Origin of the sequence: Fictibacillus arsenicus, from assembly GCF_001999465.1 — a bacterium.
In the GTDB taxonomy this organism is placed as follows: domain Bacteria; phylum Bacillota; class Bacilli; order Bacillales; family Fictibacillaceae; genus Fictibacillus; species Fictibacillus arsenicus.
On record NZ_MQMF01000001.1, the window covers coordinates 615390 to 634227 of the forward strand.

Genomic DNA, 18838 nt, shown 5'->3' on the forward strand with positions numbered 1-18838 from the left:
TCCCTCCAGCTTTTCTTTGTTTTTATAGTAACTACAATAAATATTTTTATCATAGTCAGCAACAATTTTACTTTTTCCAAGTGTTTTCGTACTGTTCTTCCTTAAAGCCCACTGTTACATTTTTTCCATCTGTTGCAATCGGCCTTTTGATCAGCATGCCATCAGATGCTAATAGTTCAAGAAGTTCGTCATCTGAAGCCGTTTTCATTTTCTCTTTCATACCTAATTCACGGTACTTCATGCCGCTTGTATTAAAGAATTTTTTAATCTCCAACCCGCTCTTTTGAACTAAATCTTTAAGTTCTTCCTTTGACGGAGGGTTGTCCACGATATGTACAGGCTGAAAGGCTACTTCATTTTCTTTAAGCCATTTTTTTGCTTTTTGGCATGTTGAGCATTTTGGATATTCGTATACTGTCAGTAGCATTATATCACCCCTTTTCATAGTACCACAAACTAGTGTCACCAATAAAACAAGAAATTTTACACAACTTAAACTCATTCTATAATAAGTCTTTCCCTACCATGAAGCAGAGTGGCTTTCTTGGTGGGTTCCATTATTGGGCGAGGGTATATGGAGGCGCAGAATTTGTCGATGGTTGTAAACTCGCGGATAAATACCTTAAATTTTTGGATTGCGACCTAAATCTCGTGGATAAACTGAACGAATTTCTGGATTGATGCTGATTTTTTCTGGAATCGCCCTCTTAGATTTGATTGAATACCCTAGTAGGTATCATTTGAAAACAGTTTCGGCACCCTAAAGTGTACCTGATTTGAGCGCTTTACGCTGTGTCAACCTGATATAATTAGTTTTTTGTAGAATCACCTCATTTCCACTAAAAATTGGAGCGGAAATCAACCACTTCTTTACCGAAAAAGCCTTAAATAAAAAAAGTCCCTCCTGCAAAGCAAGAGGGAAAAGGTTTTTTTGAAGGTTGGCGTAAATAAAAATTAATTAAACAACGTAGCGTTCTTCTTCAAGAAGCAATACAGCGATTTCGCGCTTCTTCTTGATCACATTCACAGGCGTATGGCGTGTCAGCTTCTTTAATGCAGAAAGCATCATGCGCAGCATATCCCCTTCTTCAACAGCAATGATGGATTCCTTCGCATGTGCTTCAATGCGGTTGAAGGCTTCCTGGCAATACACTTCAGTGTAAAGAAGCTTTTGTTTTGCCTTTTCTGCTCCAAACTTACTGATGGCTTTTTCCGTACGCAGCAGTACAGATTCCATGCTGTAAATCTCGCTGATAATATCCGCAAGATTCGCTAATACTTCTTGCTCCTGCTCAAGCTTAGGACCAAATTTTTGGACAGCAAGACCAGCAGTCATCAAGAAAATTTTCTTAGCCATAGAGACTAAGTACTTTTCTTGATCCAGTGGTTCAGTACCGACTTCTACAGGCATAAGCATCATCAGTTCTTGCTGAAGAGCAGTTGCTTTTTGAATCAATGGCAGTTCATTCTTCATCGCCTTTTTAACGAGTGTACCTGGAACAAGCAAGCGGTTGATCTCGTTTGTTCCCTCAAAAATACGGTTAATACGGGAATCACGGTATGCTCCCTCGATCTCGTATTCTGACATGAAGCCGTATCCGCCATGGATTTGAACGCCTTCATCAACTACGTAATCCAGTGTTTCAGAAGCAAATACTTTATTCAGTGAACATTCGATCGCGTATTCAGCAATTGCTTTTGCAAGTTCACGTCCGTCCTTTTGCTTCTCATCTGAAAGTGCACCTAAGCGGTTTTCGAAAAGACCTACTGTTCTGTAAACAGAGCTTTCAGATGCGAAAGTCGAAATCGCCATGTTTGCAAGCTTTTCTTGAATCAAGCTGAAAGAACTGATCTTGCGTTTGAACTGCTGGCGTTCGTTTGCATATTTTACAGAAACTTCGAATGCACGTTTGGCAGCTCCTACACAACCTAAAGCTAGCTTGTATCGGCCGATATTTAGAATGTTAAATGCGATCAAATGGCCTTTTCCAGCTTCCCATAAAAGATTTTCCTTTGGTACAGCCACATCTTCCAAAATTAATGTACGTGTAGATGAACTCTTGATACCCATTTTCTTTTCTTCAGGTCCAGTAGAGACGCCTTCGAACCCTCTTTCAACGATAAAAGCAGAGAATTTTTCGCCGTCGATCTTAGCATATACAACGAAAACATCAGCAAATGCAGAGTTCGTGATCCATTGCTTTTCACCGTTTAAAATATAGTGAGTACCTTCAGCATTAAGCTTCGCCGTTGTTCTAGCACCAAGCGCATCAGACCCTGAACCAGGCTCTGTTAAAGCATAAGCTGCAATCTTTTCTCCAGTTGCTAACTCTGGCAGATACTTATTCTTTTGTTCTTCGTTTCCAAAAAGAACAATAGGAAGAGAACCGATCCCTACATGAGCTCCATAACTAATTGAAAACCCGCGTCCACGAGCAAATTTTTCAGTGATCAGTGATGATGAAATCTTATCTAGACCAAGTCCGCCGTATTCTTCCGGGACATCTGCTCCTAAAAGGCCAAGTTCACCTGCTTTTGTAAGCAATTTGCGTGATACTTCAAAATCATGGTCTTCCATCTTTTCAAGCTGCGGCACCACTTCTTTTGCAACGAAGTCTTCTGTTGTCTTTGCGATCATCAAGTGTTCTTCTGAAAAATCTTCCGGTGTGTAAATATCTGCTGCAGCAAGGTCTTCGATTAAAAAACTTCCGCCGATAATCTCTTTTTCCGCTGTGTTTGACATCATTATTCTCCTCCTTTTTTATCCAACAAGTTCAAATACGCCTGCTGCACCCATTCCGCCGCCGATACACATTGTCACAATACCGAACTGCTCATTTCGGCGCTTCATTTCGTGAAGCAATGTAAGTGTAAGTTTCGTTCCGGAGCAACCAAGCGGATGTCCAAGCGCAATTGCTCCGCCATTCACGTTTACTTTGCTTTCATCCAGATTAAGTTCACGGATCACCTGAACGGCCTGCGAGGCAAAAGCTTCATTTAATTCAAACAATCCAATATCTGATAGCTCCAGACCTGCCATCTTCAATGCTTTTGGAATAGCAGCAACAGGACCGACTCCCATAATGTCCGGTGCTACACCAGCCACCGCAAAAGAACGAAATTTCAGCAGAGGTGTTAATCCTTCTGCAATCGCTTTTTCTCTGTTCATTACTAACACAGAGGCTGCTCCATCACTTGTCTGCGAAGAGTTTCCTGCTGTTACAGAACCAGTCGGAGTAAATGCCGGGCGCAGTTTGCCTAACACTTCTAAAGAAGTATCAGGACGAACACCTTCGTCGACAGAAACCGCGATTTCTTTTTCAACAAGTTTCGATTGTTCATCCAGCCAGCGCTTCATTACGGAAACCGGAACGATCTCGTCATTAAATTTTCCTTCTTTAATTGCCGCTGCAGCTTTTTGGTGGCTTCTTACTGCAAATTCATCCTGATCCTGACGCGAAACGCCGAATCTTCTAGCCACTTCTTCAGCGGTGTGTCCCATTCCCATATAATATTGAGGAACTGTTTCTACCAAATAAGGATTTGGTTTAACGACGTGCCCAACAACAGGTACAAGACTCATAGATTCTGCTCCGCCTGCAATGATAGCGTCAGCAGCGCCAAGCATAATCTTTTCTGCCCCATAAGCAATACTTTGCAGACCCGAAGAACAGAACCGGTTGATTGTAATAGCCGGTACCGTTTCAGGCAGACCAGCACGTGCTCCGATCAAACGAGCCATGTTCATTCCTTGTTCTGCTTCAGGAACAGCACATCCAATGATCAGGTCATCGATCGGACCATTGTAATTTCCAGCACGCTGCAGTGTTTCTTTAATCGTTACTGCCGCTAATTCATCCGGCCTCATATGTGCAAAAGATCCTTTTTTCGCTTTCCCGACAGCTGTTCGTGCACCTGCTACTATGACTGCATCTTTTAACATCCGTTTCTTCCCCCCTTTAGTTCCTTAACGGCTTGCCTTTTACAAGCATGTGCTGCATTCTCGCCTGGCTCTTCGGTTCCCCTGCAAGGCTTAAAAATGCTTCTCTTTCAAGATCAAGCAGATATTGTTCATCTAAAAATGTTCCTTCAGGCACCCTTCCTCCTGCTAAAACAAATGCTAGTTTCTTAGCAATCTTTAAATCATGTTCAGAAATGTACTGGCTGAAATGCATCGTTTGTGCACCGAGTGCAAGCGTTGCATATCCAGCTTCCCCAACCACTGGAATCTTCTTTTTAACAGGCGCTTTGTAGCCAAGGTCTGAAAGTGCAATAACCTGACTTTTCGCATCATGTAAAAGATGATCGCCATTAACTGAGATATTGTCTTCGTTTCTTAAGAATCCTAGTTTTCGAGCTTCTTGGGCTGATGTTGAAACTTTCGCCATCGCGATTGTTTCAAATGCCTGATTCGCTACCTTTTGCAAATCGCCTCTTGCACCTTCCGGAAGCTGTTCTAATAGACGGATATAGAGCTCCTTGTTTCCGCCTCCCCCAGGAATGAGTCCGACTCCAGTTTCAACGAGACCCATGTAAGTTTCAGAAGACATCTGCAATCTTGCAGCAGGCAATGATACTTCAACTCCGCCGCCGAGCGTCATTCCGAAGTTAGCAGCTATAACAGGCTTTGAACTGTATCTCACTCTTGCCATCGCTTGCTGGAACTGGCGAACCATCATATCGAGTTCAAAGAAGTTATCATCTTGTGCTTCCATTAAAATGAGCATGAGATTTGCGCCAACACAGAAGTTCTTCCCTTGGTTTCCGATAACAAGCCCTTTGTAGTTTTTCTCTACTTCGTCGATCGCCTGATGAAGCATCATTATGATTTCAGGTCCGATCGCATTATTCGGTGATGTAAATTCTAAGCCCGCTACATCATCTCCTAAATCGATCAAGGTAGCTCCGCCATTTTTCGTGATCACATTGCCCTTTTCTTTAAGACGGCTTAAGTGAATTACTTTCTTATTTTCTTCTACAGGCAAATAAGTTCCATTGTGGTAGTACGACACATCACCTTCAGCTTTTGAGTAGAATGATGTTTTCTCTGATTGAAGCAGTTCTTCCACCCATTGCGGAATCGTCTCTCCTTCAGATTTCATTCTTTCTACTGATTCGGGGAGCCCGATTGCATCCCAAATCTCAAACGGTCCGTGTTCCCAGCCGAATCCCCATTTCATCGCCTGGTCGATCGCTACAAGATCGTCCGCGATTTCATAGCATTTTTCTGCCGAATATAGAAGAACAGGTTTAATGATGTCCCAAAGGAGCTTGCCTGCACGGTCTTCACTATATAAAAGCGCTTTCACTTTCTGGTTCGTTGTTTTCATTTGTTTAGCAGCTTCAAGGGTTGCAGTTTTCATCTTTGAACGCGGCTTGTATTCAAGTGTTTTAGGGTCAAGCTCTAGAATTTCGCTGCCTGTTTTGCTTCTTTGCTTTAAATAGAAGCCCTGGCCATTCTTGCTCCCTGTCCACCCTTTATCAACCATTTCATTTAGAAAATCAGGAATCTCAAAAACTTCTTTTTCCTTGCCGTCCACTTGTTCGTAAACGTTTCTTGCTACATGAAGGAATGTATCTAGACCAACGACATCCAGCGTTCTGAACGTTGCAGATTTTGGACGGCCGATAAGAGGTCCAGTTACAGAATCCACTTCACCGACAGTGTAGCCTTGTTTCATCATTTCTTGCATCGTTACCATAAGTCCATATGTGCCGATGCGGTTCGCGATAAAGTTCGGTGTATCTTTTGCTTCAACTACACCTTTTCCAAGAACGTTCTCACCAAAATTTCTAATAAACTGTACGATTTCTGGTTTTGTGTCTTCAGTAGGAATGATCTCCAGCAACTTTAAATATCTTGGAGGATTGAAAAAATGAGTTCCTAAAAAATGAGATCTAAAATCTTCTGATCGGCCTTCAGCCATCGAATGAATGGAGATACCAGATGTATTAGATGTTACGATGCTTCCAGGCTTACGGTATAGGTCAACCTTTTCAAAAAGCTTTTGCTTAACATCGAGACGTTCGACGACAACCTCAATGATCCAGTCTACATCTTTCAGCTTCTCTAGATCGTCTGTTAAATTTCCAATTGTAATTAAATCAAGGTTTTCTTTCACCGCAAGCGGGGCTGGTTTTTGTTTAAGTAATTTTTGTGTTGCTGTTAAGGTAAATTTGTTTCGGAATGCCGGGTGATCTTCCGTGATTCCCTTTGCTTTTTCTTCTTCACTTAAAGAAGGCGGGACAATATCCAATAACAAGGTTGGGATTCCGACGTTGGCTAGATGAGCAGCAATGCCCGATCCCATTACACCAGAACCCAGTACAGCGGCTTTTCGGATTTGACGAGACAAAATAGACTTCCCCCTTTATTGAATGAATACTCATTCATTTTTTATCCATAAAAAAATTAATTAGCCTATATTCAATATAAAATATATTCAGAATTTTAGCAATAGTTCTGAACTATTTCTTTAAATAGTTTCTAAAATGACAGGGGTCTGTCCCGGGACAGACCCCTGTCATTTCAGCATCACATCATCTAGCTCACCGCCCGCCCCGCGGAAAGCGAGCATCCTGGAACGGAAATCAATTACTATCAATAGCAACAAAGTCTTTACAAAAAAAGAACTCCCATTTAGAGAGTTCTTTTACAATCTATTTTACTAAATTACTTTCCGAACACACCTTTTAGCACAAACATAACGTTTGCTGGTCTTTCTGCAAGTCTTCTCATGAAATAGCCATACCAGTCATTTCCGTAAGGTACGTAAATACGCATCTTGTAGCCTTCTTGCATCAGCTGATCCTGACGTTCAACACGAATACCGTAAAGCATCTGGAATTCGAATTGATCATAAGGAATGTTGTGCTTATCAACAAGTTCTTTTGTATACTGAATGATCTCATCATCATGAGTGGCAACTGCCGTATAATTTCCGTTTAAAAGATGAGTCTCAATCAATTTTTTAAAGTTGTTATCCACGTCACTTTTTTCAGGATAAGCCACTTTAGGAGATTCTTTATAAGCACCTTTAACAAGACGCAGGTTAGGCTGATATTCATTAAGGTTTTGAACATCCTCTAATGAGCGGTAAAGGTACGCCTGAATTACAGTTGAGATATTATCGTATTCTTTTTTAAGCTGCTTAAAGATCTGCAATGTTTTTTCACAGCGAGAATAATCTTCCATATCAATCGTGATAAATACATTATGCTTTACAGCTGCATCCATGATTTTTTTCATGTTGCTAAGAACCAGTTCATCGCTGATGTCTAATCCCATCGAAGTCATTTTTAATGAAAGCTGTGAATCAAGCTTCTCTTTTGCGATCGCTTTGATCGCTTGAATACAGTGTTCTGTCATTTCAGCAGCTTCACGTTCACTATCTACAAATTCACCTAAATGATCGATCGTAACAGGCATACCTTTTTCATTTAGTTTTTTAATTGCTGAAATCGAGCTTTCAAGTGTTGCTCCTGCTACAAAACGTGCTGCTCCAAAACGCAGACCATACTTTTTAGCCAAGCTCGTCATAGACTTGTTTTTAGCTAAAAATAAGAAAAAATTACGCATTGCTTGTTCCAATCTAATTGCCCCCTATTACACATTCTAATTTATATAAATTTGGTTAATTTCATTTTCAATGTAACCGCTTTAAATATATCATTCTTTTTGCAAAGTTTGTCGATTTTGCAAAATTTAAATTTTTTAAAAGACAAAAGAAAAAGCAGCCTAAATGACTGCTGTTTTCCTCCTTATTTATTTTTCGTTTCACGATGCTCTTCATTCAACTTTTTAATTTCGCTGATCAATTCCTTCATCGCTTCTTTCGCATCAGGATAACTCTCATTCCAGTGCTTGGCTAGCGGCGGCATACTTTTAGCAATACTAGAATACAACACATAAGCTTTTACCATTTCAACATGCTCTGGTTCTGTCTTGCCGATCAAAAGTTCAGCATATTTTTCAATCAGCCCGTCAAGCTGAGATTGAAGTTTTTTATCCAAGATTAACTCCTCACTTTCTCTTTATAGGGATAGTGATGACATCACCGCTAAGTAAAGTGAACATGCAGCCAAAATAGAACCGCCGAACACGGGCAGGAACCCTATTTTTCTTTTAATGCCAATGAATACTCCTGTTAAAAGAATCAAACAAGCAAACAGCCATCCAAGGCTCAGCAGCGACATTTCGATTCTCAACATTGGATTGTCCCCAGGATTCAATTCAGTAATAAACGAAAATAATGGCGAAGGTTTCTCCATTTTGAGAGTTTCCGCTACATCATGCGGAGGAGTCTGCTGACTCATCACAGCTGTAGCTGCAAATACAAAGAACAACAGGATGCCTTCTGCTCTGATCCATTTCTTTAAGGAAAAAGAGCCGTCCCCATCTTTAAGCTTCTTTTTTAGCCACACACCGTTAATCAGACTATAAAAGATAACAACAAAAAGCAAAATATGCTTTATCAATAACGCTTGCCCATAATTCAGCAAATACCCGTTCACATATTCAGGTACGATGTAAGACATCAGCCATATTCCAGCCCCGATTACGATGAAAAGGCAAACAAGCGCGAAAGGTGTAAACCATTTATAAAAAGATAACCCTGGTCCCTTATCCTTGCTAAAAAAACCAACTGCAAGAAGGGTACCTGACCATGCAGTAACAGCTAAGAAATGAAGAGAATGCGCAAAAATACCTAATGAGTCTAAACTTGCCGCATGGCTTGCATAACCGATGGATAGTGCCATCCCTGTTAACAATATTAAAGAAAGTCCTGCAAAGAACCGTTCTTCACCTACATCGTTAAACATGACCATGAAAAATAATAATATCGAAATGCCGGTTAAAAAAAGCCATCCTTTTCCTATTTCAAAACTAAAAACGATATTTTGAAAGGTAAGCCAATAACCGATCCCCTCTCCTAAATGAATAGTAAGCCTCATAAGCTCTCCGATGCCGAAAACAGGTACTAAGGCTATAAGCATCAGCAGCCATGGTTTTTTTATATAAACTTCAGGCCGTTTTGTTTTTTGGACAGAATAAAGTATAAATGTACCAATCAGAATAGAAAAACACAAATACAGCATGGCCTTAGCAACTATGAACATACAAATAAACTCCTTCACAACAAATCTATATCTATTGTAGCAGGGATTGGAAAAAGACGAAAAAATAAGATTGACAATATAGCGAATTCATAATAAAAAGCTGATTCACTCAAGCAAAACAGCTTTTTAATGAATCAGCTCTTATTTATCTATTTCCTCTTTGAACGACTTTCGATAGAAACTTTACACCGTCTTCATAACTAAATTTCTTTGCAGCACGTCTAAATTCTTTTAAACCTTTGCGTGTTACATTAAAGTATGGATCAATCAATCCCTCTTCCTTCAGGTGGTTAGCAGTTTCTAAAGTAATCGAATGCTGGATCTCTCTCATCTTATGGTTGAACTGTTCCAGACTTGCATTCAAGACAAATTCTTTTCCTAAAAGCTGTACTACATCTTTAGCAGTGGCCGTATGAACCGACTGTTCGTCTTGAATATCTTCCAGCTGCTGCTCATCATTTTCGTATTCTTCTTCCTCAATCATTTCTTCTGGTTCTAGCAACGAAGTAATTCGTACGATCTCTTGTTTTGCCAGCATGATTTCTTTTTCTTTCTGTAAGAGATATTCAATATAGTCTCGCTTATCATCTTCATGAAGATCTTCATCAATTAATCTGTTCGTAATTTCTTTTTGTACTTGTTTCATTCGTTTCACTTGTTCTTCTAACGTTAATAATTGATGCTCCATCTCTTCTTTGTCTGATTCATTTAATGTAACTTCTGGTTCAGCCATCTCTTCTGCTTCTTCTGTCACGCTCTTATGCATAACAGGCAGTAATGATTTTCCGGCTGCTGAAAAAGCCTGAAGTGCTTCATTTATTTTCACATAAAACATGCTGCAGATCCCGATTGCAAAGATGGCTAGAATAAACGCCAGCAAATCAGAAAAATGAAACGTGAATTTAGTTACAGCAATTTTGTACATAAAGACCATTGAAAAAAGACTGATTAAAATAATTTTAAACCAATGATTGCGAAGTTTAATTTTCTCATCTGTAATTTTCAAAGTTATTGCCCCCCTTTAAACTCTCGCTATTCTATATCTCTATATAGGAATAACTTTATAACTATTCGCAAGAGATCTGTTTTTTTGTCCGCGTTTTTAAAAGGCTGTTTTCCTATACTTGATGCTTTTGAAAGAGGTTTATTTCCGCATCTAAACTCGCTTTTTGCAGGGTGTGCGGTGAGCCCATTCGTCGCCTCGCGACATTGAATGGTCTCACCTGTCCCACTCATCCTGCTGGAGTCTCGCCTTTCCGCTCCAATAAACTATTCAATGAAGAATTTCTCAAATGCTCTTTGTAGTAATTTGCGAGAAGTATTTTCAGGTAGTTGGCATGCAGGAGTCTCGCACCTTACACTTCAATCAACTTGTCAAAGAAGAGAATGAGAGACCCTTAAAAAATGAAAACCAGCGTCACAAACAGCTGCTGACCAAATTCCATTATTCAATTACTCCCGATTCAACGATTTCAACTTCTGTTGATACGGTTATCTTCATATCTGGGTATTGTTTCTGAAATCTTTTAAAATCCCAATTCTTTTCCCGCCGTCTCACCTGGTCCCCAAATCCTAGCGGGTCAACATTTAACCTTTGAAACTTAGCGATTATTTTTTTGGCGTCTTTATTAATATGTTTTTTAAATGTGTTTTCAACAAGGTCTATATTCGGCTTCTCTTCTAAGTTTAACCAAGGAGGATATTCGTGGATCTCCCCTAAAATTTTTAGCTTAACATCGAATTCAGGGACTCCATTTACTTTTCTTACTTTATAGGAGGTAGTTCCTTTAATATTGCGAACAACAGCATGGCCTTTTTGTTTTCCTTTTTTCAGTTCAACTTCATAGTTTCCGGTTTTTGATCCATCGACCAAAACTTTAAATACAAAAGACTCAATGTGGCTAATTTTGCCTGCATATTTATCATCCTTAAAAAGAGCGATGCCCTCTAGACGCATTGCCTTTTTTTCTGTTTTAACGATTGGCAAAAACGGATCAATTCCTTCTCCATAATAACTGTAGAGAAAAACGTGCAAATTTGTTTTCGGGAGATTTTCACTTTCAATATTTTGCTCGATCAAATCCATAAGATATATGGAAGGAAGAGGTGTAGCCGTATATTTTGTTGTTAATAATTCGTTGGCACTGCCTTCAACAACTGATAAATATAAACGATTCCCTACGTTAGGATCACGGTAAAGAGAGTTAACGATATCCAATATTCCTTTTTTTGCGAATTTGTGGTTAAAGAGTACGATTCTTAATTGTCCTGTAGACAGCGTTTTGGGTGATTTTGTGTTTAGCTTTGAACGAATAAACCGGCTAGTATGTGAAACATCTGAAAGTGATTCAACTCGAACCGTACCATCTGGATCAAAGATAGGATAGGTGATCGTTCCTTTAATATTTTGATTAGAAAGCTCATCAAAGCCAATAGCATGAATGAGCTGTACTTCATCAATGATTTGTTTTGGTACGCAGCCAATTAATAAAAAAAGAATAGAAACTATGAAAAGACTCTTTATTTTCATCATTCATCGATGTCCTTCTTTTTTCTCATTTCTTTTATCTTGTCTTTAGACAGAAGCTGAGTACCTAGGCTTATTGGCCGTTTTAACAGCCTATTGTAAGGAAGCCTGATTACTGTGTCTGTCATGTCTAAAAGCCGTGGCGGATAGAGCGGTGCCATGTATGGTCTTCCGAGTGATTCTAGTCTTAACAGGTGAACCAGTATAAAACTCATCGCAAGAACGATCCCAACCCCGCCCCACATTGCTGCAAGAAAGATAAATGGGAAACGCAATATACGGATTGTATTAGCCATTTTATAGATAGGTGTAGTAAATGAAGCAAGAGCTGATAACGATACAATGATTAACAAGATGTTACTTGTCAATCCAGCCTCAACCGATGCCTGTCCGATTACAATACCTCCTACAATACCAAGTGTCTGACCAACCTTAGTCGGTAAACGTGCACCCGCCTCCCTCAGTAACTCAATGGTCAACTCGAGAAATAATACCTCTAATATGGGAGGAAATGGAATATTTACACGTGATGAAATTAAAGGAGCAAGAAGATCTTTAGGAATCATCTGATAATGAAACGTTAACACAGCAACGTAAATAGGCGTGGCGAAGGTAGAAAAAATAACAGAAATAAACCGGATGAACCGGAAGAGTGAACCAAGCACCCACGATAAATAATAATCTTCAGGTGATACAAAATACTCTGTAATTCCTGTCGGACCAAGCAATGCTTGAGGTGAGCCTTCTGAAAGGATGGCTACCTGTCCATAATTCAGCATAGCAACAACCCGGTCTGGACGTTCTGTGGTAACAAGTTGCGGGAATACTGATTTTGTGTTGTCAGAGATCATTTGTTCCAAATATGAGCTGTCTGGAATCACTTCAGCCTCAATATCTTTTATCCTTTGAGTGACAGTATTGATATTTTCTTTATCTGCTATTCCTTCTAAATAAGCAATAATTACACGGGTTTTTGAAAACTTGCCAATTATTATTTCTTTAAATCGAAGCTCGGGTACCGGCAGTCTTCTTCTAATTAAATAGATGTTGCTATCCAAGTTTTCTATGAAAGCTTCTTTTGGTCCGATAACGGAAAACTCAATTTCTGAAACAGACACTGGACGGTTAGTAGAAAAATTTTCAGCGCGTACAATAGCACATTCTTCATCATATTCACCGAACTGTACGACAATAAATCCTCGCAGAAGCTTGTTCTGAATTTCTTTTATATCATTTGTGATCGTTACACTTTCAATCGGCAAAATATCTTTTAAGTCTTTTAAAGCCTTGAAATCCTTGCTGTGAATAAGGTAAGGAAGAAAATCACGATGCAGCAGTTCACCGTCAATCATAGCTTTATAATAAGAGATATACACATTGTGATGAACCGTTTTCTGAGGATAATGAATAAAGTCTGCCGAGTCTTTCGCATTATCAATAAGCTCCACAATATTTGCATATGTATTGTTTGACAAGTCAATTGTATGGCTCTGCTCTTTTGGCTTTTTTTTCAGCCATTTCATCATGATGTCCGTCACCTCTTTTCTCTTCCTTAATATGAGAAAAGGATTGAGTAAATATACAAAAAGGCATTCCAGGGCTAGCGCCAGAATGCCTTTTCAAACACTTGTTTAAACAAGTGCTGTTTCTATGTTATTGCTGATAAACGTCCCGATATCTTCACCACTGCATATTTTCAAAAATGAGCCCTCTTGGTTAAAATCAAAAAGGTGGATCGGCAAACCGTAGTCTCTTGCCAAAATAAGTGCGGATTGATCCATAACTTTTAAATTATTTCTTATCGCTTCATCATAGTGAAGCGTAGCATATTTCCTCGCTTCTTTAAATCGGTTTGGATCGCTGTCGTACACCCCGTCAACGCCTTGTTTTGCACAAAGAATGGCATCACAGTTCATTTCTAGGGCCCTTTGAACAGCAGGATAATCGGTTGTTACATAAGGCTGACCATTGCCGCCTGCAAAGATAAGGACATAACCTTTATCTAAATGATGAACAGCTCTCAGCCTGATATAAGGTTCCGCAACTGCACTTATTGGAACAGAACTCATCACTCTTACTTCCCGGTCCATCTTGCTCTTCAAAACCCCTCTTAACATTAAACTGTTAATAACTGTTCCCAATGTACCAATCTGATCTGCTTCTACTCTTTCAATTCCCCAATATTCCGCTAAATTCCCTCTGAATATATTGCCTCCTCCAACGACTATTGCCACTTCAATCCCTTTTTCAATGACGGATAAAACTTCTTTTGCAATGTGATTTAAAGATAGATGGTCAAACCCTGTTCCCTGATTCCCAGCAAGGGCTCCGCCGCTTAGTTTAATTAAAACCCGTCTATAACGCATCTTCTTCTCCTCCTCTATATAAAAAAAGAACAAATGACAATGAATAAGTCATCTGTTCTTTCACGGTAAAGTCGGCGGATCTTTAAATTTTGCTGCACTATTTTTTGTACAAGAACCATCAGAATCCGCCTCCTCTTTTTTCTTCTTCCATTATATACTTACCAGCTTGTGTAAGTGAAATTTAAATATAACTCGCCATATGAATTTTTTATTAAACGTTTGACCATTTTTACGAAATATAGACAGGTTACCTATGCCTTTTCCATAAAGGGATACATATAATGCATGGACAAGAGTAGTCAAAATCATTATCAGGAGGAAACATTTTTGGATAAACATAAACCCGTACTCTCTCAAAGAGAGCTATGCAAATTATTGGGCCAAAAGATCAAAGTTAATACTGGCGGTCCAGAATCAAGAGTTGGAAGATTAGTCTGTGTAGGCTTAGACTTCCTAGCCATCGAATCATTCGATAAAGATGGTAAAGGGAAAGGGAAGGGCAGAGGCAAAGACGGAAAACACGATAAAGAGTTAATCTTCTATCAGCTTTTCCATGTAAAAGCAATCGTTTTAGAAGCGGATGAAATCTGCTGCAAATGGACTAACAAGAAAAAATGCACTAACGATACGTTCCACAATGTGTTAAAGCATTTCATCAACCATAAGGTGAAAATTAATCGCGGAGGTCCAGATAGCGTAGAGGGAGTTCTTGTAGCTGTTAACCACAACACGATTGAAGTAATTAAAGGCGACGAAGTTATTATCATCGCAATCTTCCATATTAAGAGCTTTAGCCAAATCGGCGGATGTCGTGAAGAAAGCAGCCATAAGAAAGAGTCCTCTAGCAAAAAAGAGTCTTCTCATAAAAAAGAATCCTCTAATGACAAAAAGGAATCTTCTTCATCTTCATGGTGTGAATCATCTTCTCATAAGAAGGAGTCTTCTCACAAGAAAGAATCCTCTCATAAGAAAGAGTCCTCCCATAAGAAAGAATCTTCTCACAAGAAAGAATCTTCTCACAAGAAAGAGTCTTCTCACAAGAAAGAGTCTTCTCATAAAAAAATGTGAATCTTCTTCTTCATCCAGCCACCATTGGAAGAAAAAAAAGAAATCAAAAAAGCGCTCTAAACAGCCAAGATTAGCAGGTCTTGATCAGCAACAAGGCTGGTTCAGACTGTAAGAATGAATAGTCCTGTTTTTGTATAAAAACAGGACATTTATTTGCTTTATTTAAAGGCTGTCTATTTAGATGTTATTTTTTCTAGAAATCCTTAAATGACAGGAGGATCGTTTTGAGTATTTTCAACAGATTTATTGGTGAAACGGTTGAGCTTTCAATCAGCGGTAAAAAGAGTATTACAGGAATAGTGATCGATATTGGTTCAGATATCATAGTTGTTTATGACGGAGAGCAATTTATATATATACCTAAAATGCACATTCACCTTATCAGCAACAGTACAGATAATGATGCAGAGATCGAAAAGCCTAAAAGTGTACCTATTAACTTTGAAGAGGAAACCATTTCTTTCAGAAAGATTTTGATGAACGCAAAAGGGCTGTTTTCCGAGGTGTTTATCACAAGTAATCAATCTATTCATGGATATATCACAAACATTATGAATGATTACTTTATCTTTTATTCTCCCGTCTATAAGATGATGCTTATTCCTATGCAGCATTTAAAGTGGCTGATCCCTTATAAAGAAAGTGAGAGGCCTTATACTCTGTCAAACGAAGAGCTGCCATTAGTTCCTTTCAACATGACATTGGCCAGAACATTTACCGAACAATGTAAAAAATACGAAGGTAAGCTTGTTATTTTCGATTTAGGAAAAGATCCAAACAAAATTGGCAAATTAGTTAAGATGGATAATGGCCAACTGCAGCTTACCATCGAAAGAAATAAGAATGTATTTCTTAATATCCAGCACATTAAAACTCTTCACCTTCCTTAATGTAAAAAAAACTTCGTATCGACGAAGTTTTTTTCATGAAAAATGGGTCAAGACTAATGAGCTTAACAGACCTAATGATGTGATCAAACCAACTGCAGCTCCTGCATCTTCATGTGCTTCTGGCAGCATCGTCGAGGCTACCATTGCCATGATTGCTCCACCTGCAAATGCACCAATTAATGAAAGAAACGCTACAGACGCTCCCTCTAATAACACGAAGCCAAGCAGAGCCGCAATAGCAGAAATAATGAAGACGGATATCCACATTCCTATAATTTTCTTTTTGGAAAAACCCTCTTTTAACAATCCGATCGAGCTGGACAATCCTTCTGGAAAATTACTTAAAAAAATGGCTATCACGAGCAGCCAGCTTACTTTGCTTTGTTCAATCAAACTAGCACCGATTAAAACAGATTCAGGAATAGCATCTAACAGAGTGCCAAAGAAAATGGCCATGCCTACTCCTTTTGCCTTTTTAATGCCTGACATCTTTCTTTCATGACCACCCTTTTTTGCAAGAATACTATTTATAATAGTAAAAATGGCAGCCCCAAGAATAAAACCTATCGCCGTTACCTTTAAGTTGCTTTGTTCAACAGCTTCAACCAGCAGTTCGAATGAAACAGCACCGATTAAAATACCTGTTCCAAACGCCATGATCCAAGCTGTCCATTTTTTAGGAATAGGAAAGGCAAGTCCTGTAAAGCTTCCCAGCAATACAGCAGAACCTGCTATACCTCCCCAAAAGGCGGCTTGCAGCATGCTTCATCCCCTCTCTTTTTTTATCACCATTTCCTAATCGCATTTTTTCTATACAAAGATATAAAAGAATAGTGGATATGCTAAGGGCACATCCACTATTCGAAGTTATGCTTTTAAAAGTCGTTTCGTTTAGGATCGTTGTTTTTATTAATGCCAAATTCATCACTTGGCGTATTTAAATGGTTAAATTGACGATCACGTGCGATCGTATGAGGTTTTTCTAAATCAACGTTCCCAGACTCATTTTCAGTCTTAGAGCTGTCCGTGCGGAAATCTTTTAAGCTTGTTTTATCTTTCCACTCGGCCGGGTCGGGACTTTGAATCGTTGTCTGCTCCATTCTTCTGCTTAATTTATTCAGCGTGCGTCCTGCTGCTTCACGTCCGCCTAATCCGAAAGCAAGTCCAAACGCAATGGTGAATCCGCCTAAGATCAGGATAAACGCAGCGTTTACTATGGTCTTCGCAACACCAAGCTGGTCAAGTGCCATGAAGAACGCAAGCGTAATGATCGTATATTTCGCAATGTTGCCAAGCAGCTTGCCCTCTGTTTGTTGTTTTACCATGCTCATAACCACGCGTTTCACAAGGTCTCCTGCATAGAATCCGATTCCAAGGACAAGAACGGCAGTTAACACCATTGGGATATACGCAAGAACAACTGATAAGATACTTACTAAGCTTTCAAGGTTAACAAGCTGAAGTGCTTCAATTGTAAATAACAATACTACTAAAATTTGTGCAGCGTAACCAATAATTTGTGAAATGGTAAGTGTTTGATCGCTCTTATGAAGAGATCCAAGACCCATCTTATGGAAGATGCCGTTAAAGCCAACACGTTCCAATAAGGAAGTTACTGCATTCTTTACCCATTTACCAATCCATAGCCCTGCTGCGACAAGAATGATTGCAACGATGATATTTGGAATCATATCCATGATCTGTCCAAGCATTCCGATAGCAGGTCCAGAAATTCCATTAATATCAAGCGTCTCAAGCGCTGAGATCACGACAGGAATTAAAATAAATACGTAAACAATCGTACCAATGATCTGTGATAATGATGTTTTATCTAAAGCACGTTCAGCACCTAATTTTGATGCTAAGCGATCTGTACCGATACTTTGTAAAAAGTTTACTAAGATCTCTTTTACAACCTTTGCTACAATCCAGCCAACAAACAGGATAATAGCAGCTCCTAGAAGTTTAGGTAAGAATGCAAAGAATCCAGAGAGCATTCCTTCTAGAGGTTCTGAAATGGCATCAATACCTAGCGCAGCTAATACTGCGGGCAAGAACAAGAGAAGTGTAAGATAGAATACTGCTTTTGATGCAGAAAGTACGGCTTTGTTAGACTGACCCGGTTCACGAGTCAGTTTCCAGCGATTAAGAAGTCTTTCAAAAGCTGTATTCTGACCTAGTTTTTTTACTAAGATAGATAATCCAGAAGCAATCAGCCAAGCAACCGCTGCAATTAACGCTGCTTTTAATAGATTTGGAATTGCAGCTGCAATAACACCAAGAGCATTTGAAATCGGCTCAGCTACATATGGAAGACTAAGCATGTTCAAGAACATAACAATAGCAACAGCCATAAGAATCCAGAAGACCACTTTACTTATGATTTCTTCTGGGGAATATTTACTGGACCTCGTTTTTTCTGTATGCTCACCATCTGTGTCAGGTTTCATCCATCTTGCTACTTTATTATCAAATTCTGTTTTATGCAGTGCTTTTTTCACTGCTTTTGAGACTAATGAGGCGATCAGCCAGCCAATTAATAAAACAAGAATAGCTAGAAGCAAATCTGGCAATCTACCTAAATACGCCATCCAAGAATCAGTTACTCCATTGTAATCGTACATTTTCTTCCTCCTTTTATGCTTGATATAAATATCTCTTCATAAGCTCTACTTTCCCATTGCGATTATCAGTTAAACTACATACTTAAAAAACTGACAAGAGGATATATTTTACAATTTTTAATGATTCAGATATAATACGATTATTGCCTAGTGCAAACGTTTACAAAAGGAGAGGGATTAAATGTGGACTTTATACATAGACTCAAAGTAATTTCATATCCCTTTATGACCTGACGCCTCATC

15 protein-coding genes are annotated in these 18838 nt (G+C 39.1%); 2 read left to right on the forward strand and 13 right to left on the reverse strand.

Annotation, left to right across the window (positions count from 1 at the left end; all coding sequences use genetic code 11):
- Positions 1–67: 67 nt before the first annotated feature.
- From UN64_RS03045 to pyrH, 11 genes are all read right to left on the reverse strand, one after another.
- A complete protein-coding gene (locus UN64_RS03045; RefSeq protein WP_077359610.1) occupies positions 68–427 on the reverse strand; it encodes an arsenate reductase family protein in 360 nt (119 codons plus the stop codon).
- Between the two features lie 531 nt (positions 428–958).
- Positions 959–2743, reverse strand: coding sequence for an acyl-CoA dehydrogenase family protein (locus UN64_RS03050; RefSeq protein WP_077359611.1), 1785 nt, complete (start codon positions 2741–2743; stop codon positions 959–961).
- Between the two features lie 18 nt (positions 2744–2761).
- Positions 2762–3943, reverse strand: a complete 1182-nt coding sequence (locus UN64_RS03055) for an acetyl-CoA C-acetyltransferase (RefSeq protein ID WP_077359612.1) — start codon at positions 3941–3943, stop codon at positions 2762–2764.
- A gap of 16 nt (positions 3944–3959) precedes the next feature.
- Entirely contained in the window at positions 3960–6356 is a 2397-nt protein-coding gene (locus UN64_RS03060; RefSeq protein ID WP_077359613.1) for a 3-hydroxyacyl-CoA dehydrogenase NAD-binding domain-containing protein, read from the reverse strand.
- Positions 6357–6673: 317 nt separating this feature from the next.
- Positions 6674–7591: a proline dehydrogenase family protein gene (locus tag UN64_RS03065; RefSeq protein WP_077359614.1), complete on the reverse strand. Its 918-nt coding sequence runs from the start codon at positions 7589–7591 to the stop codon at positions 6674–6676.
- A 170-nt stretch (positions 7592–7761) separates the two neighbouring features.
- The gene (locus UN64_RS03070; RefSeq protein WP_077359615.1) at positions 7762–8013 is read right to left on the reverse strand and encodes a DUF2573 family protein; all 252 of its coding nucleotides are present in this window, start codon (positions 8011–8013) and stop codon (positions 7762–7764) included.
- Between the two features lie 21 nt (positions 8014–8034).
- Positions 8035–9120: a copper resistance D family protein gene (locus UN64_RS03075; protein WP_077359616.1), complete on the reverse strand. Its 1086-nt coding sequence runs from the start codon at positions 9118–9120 to the stop codon at positions 8035–8037.
- A 145-nt stretch (positions 9121–9265) separates the two neighbouring features.
- Positions 9266–10126: a hypothetical protein gene (locus tag UN64_RS03080; RefSeq protein ID WP_077359617.1), complete on the reverse strand. Its 861-nt coding sequence runs from the start codon at positions 10124–10126 to the stop codon at positions 9266–9268.
- Between the two features lie 438 nt (positions 10127–10564).
- A complete protein-coding gene (locus UN64_RS03090) occupies positions 10565–11653 on the reverse strand; it encodes a Ger(x)C family spore germination protein (protein WP_077359619.1) in 1089 nt (362 codons plus the stop codon).
- The gene (locus tag UN64_RS03095) at positions 11650–13173 is read right to left on the reverse strand and encodes a spore germination protein (RefSeq protein WP_077359620.1); all 1524 of its coding nucleotides are present in this window, start codon (positions 13171–13173) and stop codon (positions 11650–11652) included. Before UN64_RS03095 ends, UN64_RS03090 begins: the two co-directional genes overlap by 4 nt.
- Before the next feature lie 105 nt (positions 13174–13278).
- Positions 13279–14013, reverse strand: a complete 735-nt coding sequence (gene pyrH, locus UN64_RS03100) for a UMP kinase (protein ID WP_077359621.1) — start codon at positions 14011–14013, stop codon at positions 13279–13281.
- Positions 14014–14340: 327 nt separating this feature from the next.
- Here pyrH and UN64_RS03105 point away from each other — a divergent pair, with 327 nt between their 5' ends.
- A complete protein-coding gene (locus UN64_RS03105; RefSeq protein WP_077359622.1) occupies positions 14341–15081 on the forward strand; it encodes a hypothetical protein in 741 nt (246 codons plus the stop codon).
- 224 nt (positions 15082–15305) lie between these two features.
- A complete protein-coding gene (locus tag UN64_RS03110; RefSeq protein WP_077359623.1) occupies positions 15306–15971 on the forward strand; it encodes a DUF2642 domain-containing protein in 666 nt (221 codons plus the stop codon).
- Between the two features lie 33 nt (positions 15972–16004).
- On the opposite strand, the gene UN64_RS03115 is transcribed toward UN64_RS03110, so the two are convergent.
- Both UN64_RS03115 and UN64_RS03120 read right to left on the reverse strand, forming a co-directional pair.
- The gene (locus UN64_RS03115; protein ID WP_077359624.1) at positions 16005–16733 is read right to left on the reverse strand and encodes a ZIP family metal transporter; all 729 of its coding nucleotides are present in this window, start codon (positions 16731–16733) and stop codon (positions 16005–16007) included.
- A gap of 113 nt (positions 16734–16846) precedes the next feature.
- Positions 16847–18595 carry a mechanosensitive ion channel gene (locus tag UN64_RS03120; protein ID WP_077359625.1) on the reverse strand — a complete coding sequence of 583 codons (1749 nt, stop codon included), beginning with the start codon at positions 18593–18595 and terminating at the stop codon, positions 16847–16849.
- Positions 18596–18838 lie beyond the last annotated feature (243 nt).